Origin of the sequence: Cystobacter fuscus, assembly GCF_002305875.1 — a bacterium.
GTDB lineage: Bacteria > Myxococcota > Myxococcia > Myxococcales > Myxococcaceae > Cystobacter > Cystobacter fuscus_A.
Genome location: NZ_CP022098.1, coordinates 4,072,621 through 4,088,172 on the forward strand (window position 1 = coordinate 4,072,621; position 15,552 = coordinate 4,088,172).

The window sequence follows — 15,552 nt, forward strand, 5'->3', positions numbered from 1 at the left end:
CCGTGTTTAAGGCGGCAAGCAAAAAACGAGGACAAAGTGAGTCCGAGTTGACGCGGTGCGCCGCGAGGAGGCGTTCTTCGAAGAGGGTAGGCGGGCGAGCTACCCGAGCTATGACGCCTTGGCTTCCAGGAGTTGCCGCCGCCCACGCGAGCAGCGGTGCCTCCTGGTCGCCGGGTCAACGGCCGGAGTTGGTGATGGGCTCTTCTGGTGAGCAGTCATTTTTCTCGTGGAGATAGGTGTTGCGCTCCTGGCAGGTGAGTTCGCGAGCCCATTGCTTGAACACCTCCACGGCGGGAGCGCACTGCTCACAGCCCCAGACACGGGCAATCCCGTCATCACCAATGGTGACCACGTGTCGTCCGTCGGGGCTGAACGCGGCTGTCAACACTTCGCCCGGGTGTTGGAATGGATCACCAAGACGATTCCCAGTTTCCGTATCCCATACCTGGACGCTCTTGTCCTGGCTGACGGTGATTACCCGTTGGCCGTCAGGGCTGAACACGGCCATACTCACTGCGTCGTTGTGCTGGAGAGGCTTGCCGACAGGCTCTCCGGTTTTCATATCCCACACCTGGGCAGACCTTGCCAGGGTGGTGGTGACCATCCGTCGGCCGTCGGGACTGAACGCGGCCATGGACACCATAATTACGCGATTGATGCGTTGGAGAGGCTTGCTGACAGGCTCTCCGGTTTTCGTATCCCATACCTGGGCAGGTCCTACCATGGTGGTGGTGACTACCCATCGACCGTCGGGGCTGAAGGCGGCCGTCCTCACCGAGTCCGTGTGCTGGAGAGGCTTGCCGACAGGCTCCCCGGTTTGTGCATCCCACACCCGGGCAGTGTTGTCTGCGCTGGCGGTAACCACCCAGCGGCTGTCTGGGCTGAACGTGACATCATTCACCGAGTCCGTGTGCTGGAGGGGCTTGCCGACAGGTTTCCCGGTTTGTGCATCCCACACCCGGGCGGTGTTGTCATTGCTGGCGGTAGCCACCCATCGGTCGTTAGGGCTGAATGCGACCTTGCTCACTAGGTCCGTGTGCTGGAGGGGCTTGCCGACAGGCTCCCCGGTTCGCGCATCCCACACCTGGGCGGTGTTGTCATCGCTGGCGGCGACCACGTGCTGCCTGTCGGGGCTGAACACGGCCTCATACACTCTTTGCGAGTGCTGAAACGGCTTGCCTATAGGCTGACTGGTTTGCGCATTCCACATCCGGAAGGTTCCATCAATACTAAAGGTAAATACCCACTGGGCGTCGGAACTGAACGTGGCCGTCATCACGGGGATTGAGTGCTGAAGGGTTTTGCCGACAGGCTCCCCGGTTTGTGCATCCCATACCTGGGCGGTGTTGTCATCGCTGGCGGTAGCCACCCAGCGGTTGTCTGGACTGAACGCGGCTGTCCTTACCGAGCCTGAGTGCTGGAGGGGCTTGCCGACAGGATTTCCAGTTCGCGCATCCCACACCCGGGCGGTGTTATCATCGCTGGCGGTGACCACCCAGCGGTTGTCTGAGCTGAACGCGGCCGTATTCACCGAGCCTGAGTGCTGGAGGGGCTTGCCGACAGCCTCTCCGGTTTTCACATCCCACATCCGGGCGGTGTTGTCATCGCTGGCGGTGACCACCCAGCGGTTGTCTGAGCTGAACGCGGCCGTATTCACCGAGCCTGAGTGCTGGAGGGGCTTGCCGACAGCCTCTCCGGTTTTCACATCCCACACCCGGGCGGTATTGTCACTGCTGGCGGTAACCGCCCAGCGATTGTCGAGGCTGAACGCGGCCGTCCTCACCGAGCCTGAGTGCTGGAGGGGCTTGCCGACAGCCTCTCCGGTTTTCACATCCCACACCCGGGCGGTTGTGTCATTACTGGCAGTGACCACCCAGCGGTTGTCTGAGCTGAACGCAGCCGTATTCACCGAGCCTGAGTGCTGGAGGGGCTCGCCGACAGGCTCTCCGGTTTTCACATCCCACACCCGGGCCGTGTTGTCGCTGCTGGCGGTGACCACCCAGCGGTTGTCGAGGCTGAACGCGGCCGTCCTCACCGAGCCTGAGTGCTGGAGGGGCTTGCCGACAGGAACTCCGGTTTTCACATCCCATACCCGGGCGGTGTTGTCATTGCTGGCGGTAACCACGTGTTGGCTGTCGGGGCTGAGCGCGACGTCCATGAACAAGATTTCCCCGAACCGTTCTTGATGTGAGAGAGTTCGCCACGCAATGAGCAACCTGCGCAGCCCCCATTCCGACAATGCATCACTTTCTGATGCCAGGTCGACTGGTTCTTCCTCATTCTCCAGTATATCATGTGCGTGAAGCATGAGCTTCATGCCAAGCTGGGGATCGTCTCTCATCTGGAGACGCGCATTGGCCATCAACTCTCGCGCCATGGCCATGTTCTGTGCCTTGTTGGCTGCTTTTTTCTGGAGGAATGCAACTCCTCCAAGGCAAACGGCGAGTGCGAAGCCTATCGCCAGCGCCACGCTCAGACGTCGCAGGTTCCGCTGTCTCTTCAGCTCGCGCAGCCTCTCTGCTTCACTCCGCTCCCAGCTCGCCTGGATGAAGCGTTCGAGATCAGGTGACAGATCTCCTGGGTATCTCGTCTGGACCTCGCGAGCGAAGGTGAGGCGCTCCCCTGAGAGCAGGTACGAGGCACCTCCCTCCTTGCCCTTTTGATGGCTCCGCCACTCCTCCGCCCACTCCTCCAGTCTTTGCAGTGCCCGCCCTCGCTCCTGGTTCTCCTTCACCCAGGTCGAGAGCAGAAGCCAGCTCCTCAACAACTCCTCATGCGCGAGTTCGATCCAGGCCTCACTGCCGCCTCCCTCGGACTCGGGCCCGCCACCCACGACGAGCAGGCGTTTGCCGACGAACTTCTCGATGACGGCATCCAGTGCTTTCTGGGTCTCGCCGTCCGTCACCCGAAGCTGCTCGCGCCGCACGCGCCGCCGGGTATCCGGGGACGCATCGTCCCGGAAGTTGATCAAGGCCAACAGCAGCCGGCGGGCCTGGAGCTGCTCGAACGGGCTCAACTGCGCATACATCTCGCTCGCCGTCCGGGTCAGGGCTCCCGTGACCCCGCCCAGTTCCTTGTAGGTGCGCTCCGTCAGCGTGTCCCCGTCCCGCTTCTCCCAGAGCTGATCCAGCGCATACTCCAACAGCGGCAGTCCTCCGGGCTCCCGCTCCACGTCCTTGCGGAGCACCTCGCTCAGAGCGCCCTCGAACCGCAGGCCCACCCGCCTCGCGGGGCCCTCGATGGCGGCCTCCAACTGCCTGCCCTGGAGCGGCGGCACGGAGAGGCAATGCGCCGCGTCCACCACCACCCCATCCAGCCGCGCCTGGCCTCCATCGAGGACGATCTCACGGCAGCGCTCGAAGTAGTCGAAGCGCAGGGTGGCCAGGACGACCGCGTTCGACTCCGGCGAGCGCGCCAGGTCCCACAGGGCCTGGACGAAGGCCTGGCGCTCCCTCGCCTCGGGCATGAGGGTGAACACCTCCTCGAACTGATCCACCATGAGCAGCAGCCGCTGCTTCTCCCGGGGCCGCCGCAGCCGTGCCACCGCCTCGCTCGACAACTCCCCCGGGCGGGTGACATGCACCTCCCAGGTGGGGGGCTTCAGCAGCGCGACGAGACCCGCCTTCACCAGGGAGGACTTGCCCGAGCCCGACGCCCCCGCCACCACCTGGAAGCGGGGGCGCTTGCCTCGCAGTGCCTCGCGCACCCGGCGTACCAGTGCCCGCTGTTGCGCCTTGCGTCCGTGGAAGAAGCGCCGGTGCCGGGCCTCGAACGTCAGCAGGCCGCGGTAGGGCTGGAAGATGATGGGCCGGAGGCTCGCGGCCTCTTCCGCCCGGGCATAGAGCTGGAGCGAGGCCCAGTCCAGACCGGGCGGGCTGAGCGCGAGCCGCATCCGCACGGCGCCCAGGGCCTTGTCCAGGGGCTCGCACTCCAGCAGCTCTCGATAGAGCGTTTCGGTGAGTTGGACCGAGCCCTTCACCGACAACGGCAGTCGGGACGCCACCACCGCGGGGATGCCCACCGCGTGGAGCGCCTGGGCCACACTGCCCAGGTGATTGCCTGGTTCCCCCGGGTCGCCTCCATGACAAGCCGACAGCACCACCATCCGGACCTTGCCCGCGTGGGGGGCGAGCACCCGCCGCAGGGCCGCTGCATCGACGAACTGGCGCTCGTCCGACGTGCCCCAGAGCAACCCGTACGTCGTGTCCCCGCGCGAACCGTGGCAGAGGATGTGGAGGGCGGCGATGGGCCCCGAGGTGGCCAGGGTCCGGGAAAGCCCCTCCAGGGAGACGTGGGCGACCACGTCGCGCTCGGGGCTGAAGGGGTACTCGTACCGTGCACACACCTCGCGCAAGGCTCGCAGGTGTGCGTTGACCCCGGCTTCACCGCCCGCGGTGGACCAGGCGAGGAGGAGACGCCCCAAGGGCGGTGGAGGGGAAGGTTGCGAGCGAGCGCTCTGCGTCTTGGGCCACTCGTAGCGGATGAGGCAGCCGGGCAGCTCCCCCAGGTGCCGGCGGTCCGGCTCGAGCGTCACCAACTCCCATGGCAGGGAGTACAGCTCGGCGGCGGCGAACCGGCAGGTGAGGTGCACGGGTCGTCCCTCCGCCAGCGCCTCCCGGAGTCGGACCTCCTCGGCCTCCCATCCCAATCCCCCCAGGAAGGTACGCAACGCGTCCCCCAGGCGCTGCACGCGGGCTGGATCCGGACTGGGCGCCCCGAGTGCCCCGAGGTCCGCGAGCAGTTGCGCGTTCCAGGGGAACTGCTCGCTCCAGACCTTCCCACCGTCGTGCCGCCGGTACTCCTGCGGCTCATAGCGGAAGCGGAACGGATCCTCCGCGTCCTCCCCGCGAGAGAGTTCCAGCGTCAACTCGAATGGATTTCGTTGCAAGGCCTTCTCCTGACAGGCTGCCGACAATCCATTTTTTCGCCAAAGGGCGAGTTCCTCCAGTTGATCCGTCCTGTTCGCCGAGCCGCTGGGCAGGGGGGCCAGTACCTGGCTGGCTGACAATGAGGAGGCCCTCGAGTCGAAGCCAGTTCGACCGCTCGATGGGCGGAGGGACTACGCCGCCACCACCACGGCCTTCGGTTCCAGGTAGGCCTCCAGTCCATAGGGGCCGTTCTCGCGGCCGATGCCAGACTGCTTGAAGCCGCCGAACGGGGCCTTGGGTTCGTGGGCGAGGGTATTGACCAGGACGCGGCCGGCCTCGAGCCTCGCGGCCACACGCGCGCCGCGCTGGGGATCGCCAGAGACCACGTAGCCGTGCAGGCCGTAGAGCGTGTCGTTGGCGATGGCGACCGCCTCGTCCTCGTCGCGGTAGGTGATGAGCGACAACACCGGCCCGAAGATCTCCTCGCGCGCGATGGTCATGTCGTTGCGCACGTCGGTGAACACGGTGGGCTTCACGCACCAGCCACGCTTCATTCCCTCGGGCCGGCCTTCACCACCGACCAGCAGGCGCGCGCCTTCGTTGATACCGAGGCGGATGTAGCGCTGCACGCGCTCCCACTGCTTCGCGCTCACCATGGGGCCGATGGCGGTGTCGGCGTCGCGGGGGTCTCCGGACTTCGTCGCGCGCACCTCACGGGCGAGCAACGACTCGAACTCGGCCTGTCGGGATGCCGGGACCAGGATGCGGGTGCCGGCGATGCAGGCCTGACCGCTGTTCATGAACCCGGCGTTCACCGCCAGAGGCACCGCGGTGGCGAAGTCGGCATCGTCCAACACCACCATGGGTGACTTGCCGCCCAGTTCCAGCGTCACCCGCTTCAGGGTTTCCGCGCCGGTGCGAAGGATGGTCTTGCCTACCACGGTCGAACCGGTGAACGAGATCTTGGCCACGTCCGGCGAGGTGCTGAGCTCCGCGCCCACCACCTCACCGCGTCCGGTGACGATGTTGAACACACCGGGCGGCAGGCCGGCCTCGTGCAGCGCCTGGGTGATGATGCGCGTCTGGAGCGCGCTCATCTCACTGGGTTTGATCACCGCGGTGCATCCGGCGGCCAACGCGGTGGCCAGCTTGCCGCAGATGAAGCCGGCGTCGTTGTTCCAGGGAGTGATCAGGCCGGCCACGCCCATCGGCTGCATCACCACCCGAGCGGTGCCCGCCTGGCGCTCGAAGTCGTACCGCGCCAGCACCTCGGCCACTTCGCCGATCACCTGGTGGGCATGTCTCGCCATCCAGCGAGAGCGCGACGACGGAGCGCCGTACTCCTTGATGACGGCCTCGAGCAGCTCGTCCTCGCGCGCGGCCACCGCCGCCCGCATGCGCTCGAGCATCGCGAGGCGATCGGCCCGGGTCGTGCGTGAGAACGCCGGGAAGGCACGTTTCGCCGCGGCGATGGCGCGACGCGCGTCCTCGGCATCGGCCAGCCGCACCTGGCCGATCACCTCCTCGGTCGCGGGGTTGAACAGGTTGAACCACTCGTCGCCGTGGGGGGTGACGAAGGCGCCGTCGATGTAGATCTGGTCGATGCGTTCCATGATGGGACTCCGGTGAAGAAGGGGCTCCGGTGAAGGCCGGGGTGCTCCCCGTCGAAATCCAATCTGCGCGTGGCGGACCGTCCCGACAATCGGGTGTATCCTGCAAGGGCCGTTCTGAAAATCAGGACAATCCCCATGCACCGCTCAGGACTGATCGAACTGGAGACCGTGCTCGCCGTGGCCCGTCACGGCAGCTTCCGCGCCGCCGCCAGACAACTGGGCATGTCCACCTCGGCCGTCAGCAGCGCGGTCGCTGGGCTGGAGGCTCGGCTGAAGGCGCGCCTGTTCCACCGCACCACCCGCAGCGTGGCGTTGACCGAGGCCGGCCAGCGTTACGTGCAGCGCATCGCCCCGGCGATGGCGGAGATCCGCGGCGCCGGTGAGGAAATCAACAGCCAGCCCGAGGCTCCAGCCGGCACGCTGCGAATCAACGCGCCGGGGGATGCGGTGCGGATGATCTTCGAGCCCTTGTTGCTCGAGTACCTGCTCCGTCATCCACGGATGAATCTGGACATCGTCAGTGAGGCCCGGATGATCGACATCGTCGCCGACGGGTTCGACGCCGGCATCCGCCTGGCCGAGGCGGTGCCTCGGGACATGGTCTCCGTGCCGCTCAGCGACGACCTGCGCATGGTCATCGTCGGTTCACCCGCTTATTTCGCGCAACACGGCAAGCCACGGACACCAGACGACCTGGCCGGCCACGCCGCCATCCGCATGCGGCTGTCGCACGGAGGTTTGTATCGCTGGGAATTGGAGCGCCGCGGCGAGGCACTGGAGATCGACCTGCCGCCGCGATTGGTCCTCAGCGATCCGCGCACCGCGGTCCAGGCCGTCCGCGCGGGGATTGGTCTGGCGTTCCTGTCCGAGTGGCACCTCACCGATGACCTGGCCAATGGCAGCCTGGTGACCGTGCTGGAGGAGTGGTGCCCCCCCTTTCCGGGTATTCGCCTGTATTACCCCAGGCACCGGTACGTGCCGGCGGGATTGAAGGCGCTGGTGGAGCTGATCCGAGAGAAGAACACCGCCCGCCGCGCCGCGCGCTGACCCGCCTCGTCACGCCACGAAGCGCTCGACGAGCAGTTGCAGGCGGCGGCGCAGCACACGCGTCGCCGGCAGGTCGGACTGGAGTCCCTCCACCGCGAGCATGAAGACCTCGGAGAGCTCCTTGTTCTCCAGGATGGCCTGCGTGAGCTTGAGCTGCATCCGGACGTGTTTCGCCTCCACCTGGGGGAAGAGCCGCGAGCAGACCTCGTACAAGTCGGCCGCCATGGGCGCGCCCATCAGCTCGTCCCACGGCTCGAGCAGGAGGATCTCGTAGACACGCAGGAGCTTGTCCCGCGGAGAGCCGGGCGAGGTCAGCACCTGCTCGGCCCGGGGATAGCGCTTCTCGAAGAGATCCTCGATGACCGCGGTGAAGATGTCGTCCTTGTTCTTGAACTTCCGGTAGATGAGCGGCCGCGAGATGTTCGCCCTCTTGGCGATGTCGTCGAGCGAGGTCTTCGCGTGGCCGAACTGGAGGAAGCATTCCAGCGCGGCCTGGAGGATTGCCGCCCGGCGTTGTGCGTCGCGCTCCTGGCTCATTTCATCCGACATGCGATCAAGTTGACAAATTATGTGTCGTTCGTCAATTTGTATCAGGAGGGCGGGCCATCCTGGCATGTGTCCCTCCGAGGAGCCGGTGAAGCCCATGAAGATCCGCAGCAGACTGGCGCGCGCGGCGCTCGGGACAGGGGGGATGCTGGCCGTCGTCCTGGCCGCCATCGCCGCCGATGCATGGACCGCCCTGGGTTCTCGTGCCAGCGGTGAGCGACGCGCGCGGATGGAGCGCTCGCCGCAATGGAAGGACGGGCACTTCGAGAACCCGCAGCCGCTCTGGAATGACTGGTGGGGCTCGTTGTCGGCCATGTTCAAGGCGAGTCCCGACGTGGGCCCCGCCGAGCCGCTGCCCTTCATGCCCGGCGACCGCCGCCGGTTCGAGACACCGCCGGCCACGGGCCTGCGCGTCACGTGGCTCGGGCACTCCACGACGCTCATCGAGCTCGATGGCCACCGCGTCCTCACCGATCCCATCTGGAGCGAGCGCGCCTCGCCGCTGAGCTGGGTGGGCCCCAGACGGTGGTACGCCCCGCCCGTCGCGCTCTCGGAGCTGCCACCCCTCGACGCGGTCGTCATCTCGCACGACCACTATGATCACCTGGACCAGCCCACCGTCTCGGCCATGAAGGACTGGGACACCACCTTCGTGGTGCCGCTCGGCGTGGGCGCGCACCTGGCCGCGTGGGGCGTGCCCGAGACGCGCATCGTCGAGCTCGACTGGTGGGAGCACACGCGGGTGCGCGGGCTCGACATCACCGCCACCCCGGCGCGCCACGCTTCGGGGAGGACCGGAATCGACAAGGACGCGACGCTGTGGGCCGGCTTCGCGCTCCACGGCCCCGAGCACCGCGCGTACTACTCGGGGGACACCGGGCTGTTCCCGGCCATGAAGGACATTGGCGCGCGCCTGGGGCCCTTCGACGTGACGATGATCGAGGTGGGCCAGTACCACAGCGCCTGGCCCGACTGGCACATCGGACCCGAACAGGCGGTGCTCGCCCACCGGATGCTCCAGGGCCGGGTCCTCCTGCCGGTGCACTGGGGGCTGTTCACGCTCGCCGCCCACGGCTGGACCGAGCCCATCGAGCGCGTGCTCGCGGCGGCCTCGCAGGGCAACGACACGGTCGTCGTGCCCAGACCGGGCCAGAGCATCGAGCCGGGCGCTCCGTCGCCGCTCGAGCGCTGGTGGCCGAGCCTGCCCTGGGACACCGCGGCGCGGCACCCCATCGTTTCCACGAAGCTCGACTGACATCCACCCAGGGGTTCGATGACATGAAGGTTCTTCTCTTTGGCGCGACGGGGATGGTCGGACAGGGCGTGCTGCGCGAGTGCCTGCTCGACCCCGAGGTGGAGCGGGTGCTCGTGGTCGGGCGCGGCCAGACGGGGCAGCGGCACGAGAAGCTCACCGAGCTCGTGCACCGCGACTTCACCGACTTCTCCACGGTGGAGGCGGAGCTTTCGGGCTACGACGCGTGCTTCTTCTGCCTGGGTGTGTCCTCGGCGGGGATGAAGGAGCCGGACTACCGGCGCGTGACGTATGACTTCACGCTCGCGGCGGCGCGCACGTTGGCGCGGCTGAGCCCGGGCATGACGTTCATCTACGTGTCGGGCGCCGGCACCGACAGCTCCGCGAAGGGCCGCTCCATGTGGGCGCGCGTCAAGGGCGAGACCGAGAACGCGTTGTTCCAACTGCCCTTCAAGGCCGCGTACATGTTCCGTCCGGGGTTCATCCAGCCGATGCACGGTGTGACGTCGAAGACGCCGCTGTACCGGGCCATCTACCGGGTGGTGGAACCCCTCTCGCCCCTCTTGAAGGCAGTCCTTCCCGGGGCCATCACGACGACCGAGCGGGTCGGACGCGCGATGCTCCGGGTGGCGAAGCAGGGGGCGCCCCAGCGTCTGCTCGAGAACCAGGACATCAACGCCCTCGCCGCGGCCTGAGCCGCCGGCCCGGTCTGGCGTTGTGGGTTGGCCATTACCTGGCCCAATGTCTCTCAAAATCCTTTCTGTCTCCAGAGGATGATGCGACGTGTCATCCATCCATTTCGGGCATGAGTACATGCCCTCTTTGGTTTGGATTGGCATCGAGTCGGTGCGTACCTTGGCTCACGCCCAGGAGACGCCATGACCACACGCCGTCAGTTTCTTTCGACCCTCGCCAGCAGCGCTGGTGTTCTGGCGACCGCCCCCGCGTTCACGCACGCGGCGCAGGCCGCCGCACCAGCCGCGCGGGCGGGAACCCTGCCTCGGAATCCGTCGGAGACCACCGGCCGTCACTACCGCCCGCGCTACCGCTTCGGGCTGGGTGGCGTGCCGCTCGCCGGTGCGTTCAAGCCCACCCCGAACACCGATGCGCAGGGCGCACTGGCGGCGGCGTGGGCAGGCGGCGTGCGCTACTTCGATACCTCGCCCTGGTACGGCATCGGCCGTAGCGAGCGGCGCATGGGGCAGTTCCTATCCGAGCAGAAGCGTGACGAATTCATCCTCTCGACCAAGGTCGGCCGCCTGCTCAAGGCGGGCAATCCTCCCGACAGCAAGGTCTGGCCCGAGCCGCCGCCGTTCCACCGGGTCTACGACTACACCGCGGATGGGGTGCGGCGATCGATCGAAGACAGCCTGCAGCGGCTGGGCGTGGAGCGGATCGACATGGTGTTCATCCACGATCTGTCGCCGGACAACCGCGACATGGGCGAGCGCTGGACCGAGTACTTCGACATCGCGCTCAAGGGCGCGATGCCGGAGTTGATCCGCATGCGAGAGGAGGGGCTGATCAAGGCCTGGGGCCTCGGCGTCAACGCGATCGAGCCGGCGCTGCGCACCTTGAGGGAAAGCGACCCGGACATCTTCCTGTCGGCCACCCAGTACACGCTGGTGCGCCACGAGGACTCGCTGAACCGCTTGCAGCCGGCCTGCGCCGAGCGTGGCGTGTCGATCGTCGTGGGTTCTCCGCTCAATGTCGGCTTCCTGGCCGGCGTGGAGCGCATCGACTACCTGGGGACGATCACCGACGAGCTGCGCAACCGGCGCGCACGGCTGGACGCGATCGCCCGCCGCTACCGCATCGATCTGCGCACCGCCGCATTGCAGTTCGCCTCGGCGCCGCAAACCGTGTCGGCGGTGTTGGTGGGGGCGCGCACGGCGCGGCAGATCCAGGAGGACATCGCGTCCATGCAGGTGAAGATTCCGGCCGATTTCTGGGCCGAGCTGAAGAAGGAGAAGCTGATCGCGGAGCACGCGCCGGTTCCCGCCTGAGTGGATGGGGGCCGCTCGGGCCAGAAGTTCGAGAAGTGACGTTGGAGCCTGGCTGGCCGCGCGGGCGGGAACCCTCGCGCCGTCGTCTGCGCGTAGGGTGCTCGTGAGGGCCGTCCGGAAGGTGGCCCGACTCAGTCGATTCAGGAGACGCACGGCATGGACAAGAGCAAGCGGCCCCACGTCATCTGCCACATGGTGCCTTCCGTGGATGGCCGGATCGTGACCTCGGGCTGGAAGCTCCCGCCAGGAAGCCTGGCGGAGTACGAGCGCACCGCGGAGACCTTCGAAGCGGACGCGTGGATCATCGGTCGCGTCTCGATGGAGCCCTACGCGGGCAAGTCGAAGGTGCCCGCTCGCAAGCAATCCGACCCCATCCCACGCAAGGACTTCGTTGCCCGGCGCGATGCGGACTCGTACGCGATTGCCCTGGACCCGTCCGGCAAGCTCACCTGGAAGACCAGCGACATCGATGGGGAGCACGTCGTCACCATCCTCGGCGAGGGGGTTTCGGACGATTACCTGGCCTTCCTGCGGGAGCGAGGAGTCTCGTACCTCTTCGGAGGCAAGACGCGGCTGAACCTCAAGCGGGTCCTCCAGAAGCTCCGCAAGGAGTTCGGCATCAAGACGCTGCTTCTCGAGGGCGGAGGGAAGATCAACGGCTCCTTCCTCGCGGCGGGACTCATCGACGAGCTCAGCGTGCTGGTCGCCCCGGTCGCGGATGGAGGGGTCGGTCTTCCCTCGCTGTTCGATGCACGGGAAGGCCGGGGCCCCGCGCGCAAGCTCAAGCTGTTGTCCGTCGAGCAGCGCAAGGGAGATCTCGCCTGGTTGCGCTACAAGGTTGTCGGTTAAGAGGAAGCGGCCATTTCCCGCGGCTGGGTGACCGCCCACTTCACCCCGAAAGTGAGTTCCATGACTGACATCAGACACCGCACGGTCAAGACGAACGGCATCCACCTCCACATCGCCGAGGCGGGTGAAGGCCCCCTCGTGCTGCTGCTCCACGGCTGGCCAGAGTCCTGGTACTCCTGGCGCCACCAGCTCCCGATGCTCGCGGCCGCCGGCTACCACGCGGTCGCGCCCGATGTCCGCGGCTACGGTCGCAGCGACAAGCCGCGGGAGCTCGAGGCGTACAGCATGAAGAACCTGCTCGCCGATCATGTCGGCCTGCTCGATGCCCTCGGGGAGAAGACCGCCGTCGTCGTCGGCCACGACTGGGGCTCGGCGATGGCGTGGACCAGCGCCGCGCTCTACCCCGACCGCTACCGGGCCGTCGTCGGCATGAGCGTGCCGTACCTCGGCCGCTCACCCATGCCTCCAACGAAGCTCTTCAAGAGCATGTTCGGAGAGAATTGGTTCTACATCCTCTACTTCCAGGAGCCTGGCGTCGCGGAGGCGGAGTTCGAAGCGGACATCCCGAGGACGATGCGCACGATCCTCGCCGGCATCCCCGGTTTCGATTCGAAGGCCGAGGTCGTGCGGGCCAAGAAGAAGGGCGACAAGTTCCTCACGGGCCTCGACACCCCCGGCACGCTCCCGGCCTGGCTCACTGAAGAGGATGTGGCGTATTTCGCCAAGGAGTTCGCGGGCAGCGGCTTCCGTGGAGGGCTCAACCGCTATCGCAACATGGACCGCGACTGGGAGGAATTGCCGGAACTCGCGACGGTCAAGATCGAGCAACCCGCGCTCTTCATCATCGGAGAAAAGGACCCGGTGCGCGCGGTGTCCCCGATTGATCGGATGAAACCGCTGGTGCCCAACCTCGAGGAGGTGCTCGTCATTCCCGGTGCGGGTCATTGGATCCAGCAAGAGCGCGCGGCCGAGGTCAACGCGGCGCTGCTGGCCTTCCTGAAGGCGCTGCCCACCTGATCGGGAACTCGTGGTTCGCGAGCACGCCAGATGGGGTGCTCGCCGCGCTCGATGCTGGGGAGTGATGCACGGCTGACGTGACGAACGGAAAATTTCCCTGTCCTTGTAGTGTTTGGCAGGCAATAGACGCGGAGATTGTCGTTATTTCGACTTTTGCCGCGAAACAGTTTTTGTGACTGACTATTGCCACCGAGGAATGCTTCGTTCGGATGGAGACCAAGACCCATGAGGAACAAGTCCGCGCTGAAAGTGCTTCAGACGTTCCTGGCGTCATGCTTGATTCTGCTGCTCTTCTCGTCGCCTGCCGCTCACGCGCAAAACAGCCTGCTTCTCCAGACTGATTTCGAAGATGGAACAGCGCAAGGCTGGACGGGGCGCGGGGGGGTGGAAACGTTGGCGGTGGTGCCGGAAGCGGCCCGTGGCGGCTCGTACGGCTTGAGGGTAGGGGATCGCAAGCAATCGTGGCACGGCCCGACGTTGGATGTCACGGCGCTCATGGAGCCGGGCCAGACCTACGTGTTCACGGGGTGGATCAAGCTTCCTCAGGCGGCCCCGAACACCACCGTCTCCATGACGATGCAGCGCAGGACGCCGAGCACCACCTATTACGAGAGGATGTACTTCGATACGGCCACGTCCAGCGGCTGGGTGAGGTTTCAGGCCCAGTACAAGCTCCTCGAGGCGGCGGACAATCTGTCCGTCTACTTCGAAGCGCCAGACAATCTCGCACTGGTGTTCTACATCGACGATTTCCGCCTGGAGAAGCTGCCTGATCTCGGGCCCGTGGTCATCGAGGAAGGCATCCCCTCGCTCAAGGACGTCTTCGCCGAGGACTTCCTGGTCGGATCCGCGTTCTCCAACAGTGAGCTCCTGACGGAAGCGGACAGGAAGCTCCTCGCCAAGCACTTCAACAGCACGACACCGGGCAACGTCCTGAAGTGGGACAGCACGGAGCCGCAGGAGGGAGTGTTCAACTTCAGCGGCTCGGATGCCGCCGTTCAGTTCGCGGTCGACAACGGGCTGCGGATCCGGGGGCATACGCTGGTCTGGCATTCACAAACGCCGGACTGGGTGTTCCGTGATGCGAGCGGGAACCTGGCGAGCAAGGAGCTCTTGTTCCAGCGGATGAAGACGCACATCAACGCGGTCATGGGCCGCTACAAGGGCAAGATCTACGCCTGGGACGTGGTCAACGAGGTCTTCGATGCCGCGCAGCCCGACGGCTTGCGTCGCAGCCCGTGGTACCAGATCGCGGGGGAGGAGTTCATCGAGAAGGCGTTCCTGTTCGCCCGCGAGGCGGACCCGAATGCGGTGTTGTTCATCAACGACTACAACACACACGAGTCAGGCAAGAGCCAGGCCATGTACAACCTGGTCAAGCGGTTGAAGGCCAAGGGCATTCCGATTGACGGCGTTGGACACCAGACGCACGTCAGCCTCTACTATCCGACGGTTCAGGAGATCGAAAGCTCCATCGTCAAGTTCGCCGACCTGGGGGTCGAAACGCATATCACCGAGCTGGACGTGAGCGTGTACTCCTCCTCTTCGCAGCGGTATGACACGTTCCCGGAGGAGCTGAAGCAGAAGCAGGCTGCTCTCTACAAGCAACTGTTCGACGTTTTCAGGAGACACAAGAACCTGATCACCAGCGTCACGGTGTGGGGCAAGGATGATGGCAACACCTGGCTGCGAACCTTCCCGGTGGCCCGCAATGATTGGCCCCTCCTGTTCGATGAGCGTCTGCAGTCCAAACCGGCCTACTGGGCCATCGTGAACACGCCCGTTCCACCCACGGGCAACCTCGAGCTGCAATACCGCACGGCGGACACCCAGTCGGGCGATAACGGCTTGAGGCCGCACTTCAAGATCAAGAACAACGGCGGAGAGTCCGTGACGCTGAGCGAGCTGACCATCCGCTATTGGTTCACGGTGGATGGAGAGAAGCCGCTTGCCTTCTACTGTGATTATGCGCGCATCGGTCAGGCGAACGTCATCGGCAGGCATGTGAAGATGAGCGCGGGGAAGGCGAGGGCGGACCATTATCTGGAGATCACCTTCGACTCCGCTGCTGGCGGTATTCCGGCGGGTGGCGACTCGGGGGTCATCGAAACCCGCAGCCACAAGGTCGATTGGTCGAACTTCGACGAATCCAATGACTACTCCTTCGATCCATCCAAGACCTCGTACACCCCTTGGGCGGGCGTGACGCTCTACCGGAACGGCCAGCTCGTCTGGGGGACCGAGCCGTGATGAGGGCTCCTGGCCCCGAGGGGAGCCAGGACTCTCGTCTTGGCGTGGGCTACTGAACTCCTCGCCGCTGGCGGTTCCGTTCACCCGCCAGCACCCCACACGCG

General features: G+C 65.9%; 10 protein-coding genes. 7 read left to right on the forward strand and 3 right to left on the reverse strand.

Annotated elements, in window-relative coordinates; genetic code table 11:
• Positions 1-175: 175 nt before the first annotated feature.
• Positions 176-4,888 (reverse strand): CHAT domain-containing protein, encoded by a 4,713-nt coding sequence (locus CYFUS_RS16825; protein ID WP_198316597.1) that lies wholly within the window; start codon positions 4,886-4,888, stop codon positions 176-178.
• A 171-nt stretch (positions 4,889-5,059) separates the two neighbouring features.
• A complete protein-coding gene (locus tag CYFUS_RS16830; RefSeq protein ID WP_095986152.1) occupies positions 5,060-6,481 on the reverse strand; it encodes an aldehyde dehydrogenase family protein in 1,422 nt (473 codons plus the stop codon).
• A 135-nt stretch (positions 6,482-6,616) separates the two neighbouring features.
• Between CYFUS_RS16830 and CYFUS_RS16835 the strand changes: the two genes are divergently transcribed.
• On the forward strand, positions 6,617-7,528 hold the full coding sequence (locus CYFUS_RS16835) for a LysR family transcriptional regulator (protein WP_095986153.1): 912 nt from the start codon (positions 6,617-6,619) through the stop codon (positions 7,526-7,528).
• A gap of 9 nt (positions 7,529-7,537) precedes the next feature.
• Here the strand turns inward: CYFUS_RS16835 and CYFUS_RS16840 are convergent, their stop codons facing one another.
• Positions 7,538-8,077 (reverse strand): TetR/AcrR family transcriptional regulator, encoded by a 540-nt coding sequence (locus tag CYFUS_RS16840; RefSeq protein ID WP_198316598.1) that lies wholly within the window; start codon positions 8,075-8,077, stop codon positions 7,538-7,540.
• Positions 8,078-8,171: 94 nt separating this feature from the next.
• On the opposite strand from CYFUS_RS16840, the gene CYFUS_RS16845 reads away from it, so the two are divergent.
• From CYFUS_RS16845 to CYFUS_RS16870, 6 genes are all read left to right on the forward strand, one after another.
• Positions 8,172-9,329 (forward strand): MBL fold metallo-hydrolase, encoded by a 1,158-nt coding sequence (locus CYFUS_RS16845; RefSeq protein WP_095992061.1) that lies wholly within the window; start codon positions 8,172-8,174, stop codon positions 9,327-9,329.
• Between the two features lie 23 nt (positions 9,330-9,352).
• The gene (locus CYFUS_RS16850) at positions 9,353-10,021 is read left to right on the forward strand and encodes an NAD(P)H-binding protein (RefSeq protein ID WP_095986155.1); all 669 of its coding nucleotides are present in this window, start codon (positions 9,353-9,355) and stop codon (positions 10,019-10,021) included.
• A 183-nt stretch (positions 10,022-10,204) separates the two neighbouring features.
• Positions 10,205-11,332, forward strand: coding sequence for an aldo/keto reductase (locus CYFUS_RS16855; protein ID WP_095986156.1), 1,128 nt, complete (start codon positions 10,205-10,207; stop codon positions 11,330-11,332).
• A 156-nt stretch (positions 11,333-11,488) separates the two neighbouring features.
• Positions 11,489-12,181 carry a RibD family protein gene (locus tag CYFUS_RS16860; RefSeq protein ID WP_095986157.1) on the forward strand — a complete coding sequence of 231 codons (693 nt, stop codon included), beginning with the start codon at positions 11,489-11,491 and terminating at the stop codon, positions 12,179-12,181.
• A gap of 60 nt (positions 12,182-12,241) precedes the next feature.
• Positions 12,242-13,198, forward strand: coding sequence for an alpha/beta fold hydrolase (locus tag CYFUS_RS16865; RefSeq protein WP_095992062.1), 957 nt, complete (start codon positions 12,242-12,244; stop codon positions 13,196-13,198).
• Positions 13,199-13,423: 225 nt separating this feature from the next.
• A complete protein-coding gene (locus CYFUS_RS16870; RefSeq protein ID WP_157758485.1) occupies positions 13,424-15,448 on the forward strand; it encodes an endo-1,4-beta-xylanase in 2,025 nt (674 codons plus the stop codon).
• The last annotated feature ends 104 nt before the right edge of the window (positions 15,449-15,552 follow it).

Bases quoted from the DNA above. Each gene is read 5' to 3' on its own strand.
- CYFUS_RS16870 (WP_157758485.1), top strand. From the start codon at position 13,424: ATGAGGAACAAGTCCGCGCTGAAAGTGCTTCAGACGTTCCTGGCGTCA.
- CYFUS_RS16835 (WP_095986153.1), top strand. From the start codon at position 6,617: ATGCACCGCTCAGGACTGATCGAACTGGAGACCGTGCTCGCCGTGGCC.
- CYFUS_RS16840 (WP_198316598.1), bottom strand. From the start codon at position 8,077: ATGTCGGATGAAATGAGCCAGGAGCGCGACGCACAACGCCGGGCGGCA.
- CYFUS_RS16850 (WP_095986155.1), top strand. From the start codon at position 9,353: ATGAAGGTTCTTCTCTTTGGCGCGACGGGGATGGTCGGACAGGGCGTG.
- CYFUS_RS16865 (WP_095992062.1), top strand. From the start codon at position 12,242: ATGACTGACATCAGACACCGCACGGTCAAGACGAACGGCATCCACCTC.
- CYFUS_RS16845 (WP_095992061.1), top strand. From the start codon at position 8,172: ATGAAGATCCGCAGCAGACTGGCGCGCGCGGCGCTCGGGACAGGGGGG.
- CYFUS_RS16855 (WP_095986156.1), top strand. From the start codon at position 10,205: ATGACCACACGCCGTCAGTTTCTTTCGACCCTCGCCAGCAGCGCTGGT.
- CYFUS_RS16860 (WP_095986157.1), top strand. From the start codon at position 11,489: ATGGACAAGAGCAAGCGGCCCCACGTCATCTGCCACATGGTGCCTTCC.
- CYFUS_RS16830 (WP_095986152.1), bottom strand. From the start codon at position 6,481: ATGGAACGCATCGACCAGATCTACATCGACGGCGCCTTCGTCACCCCC.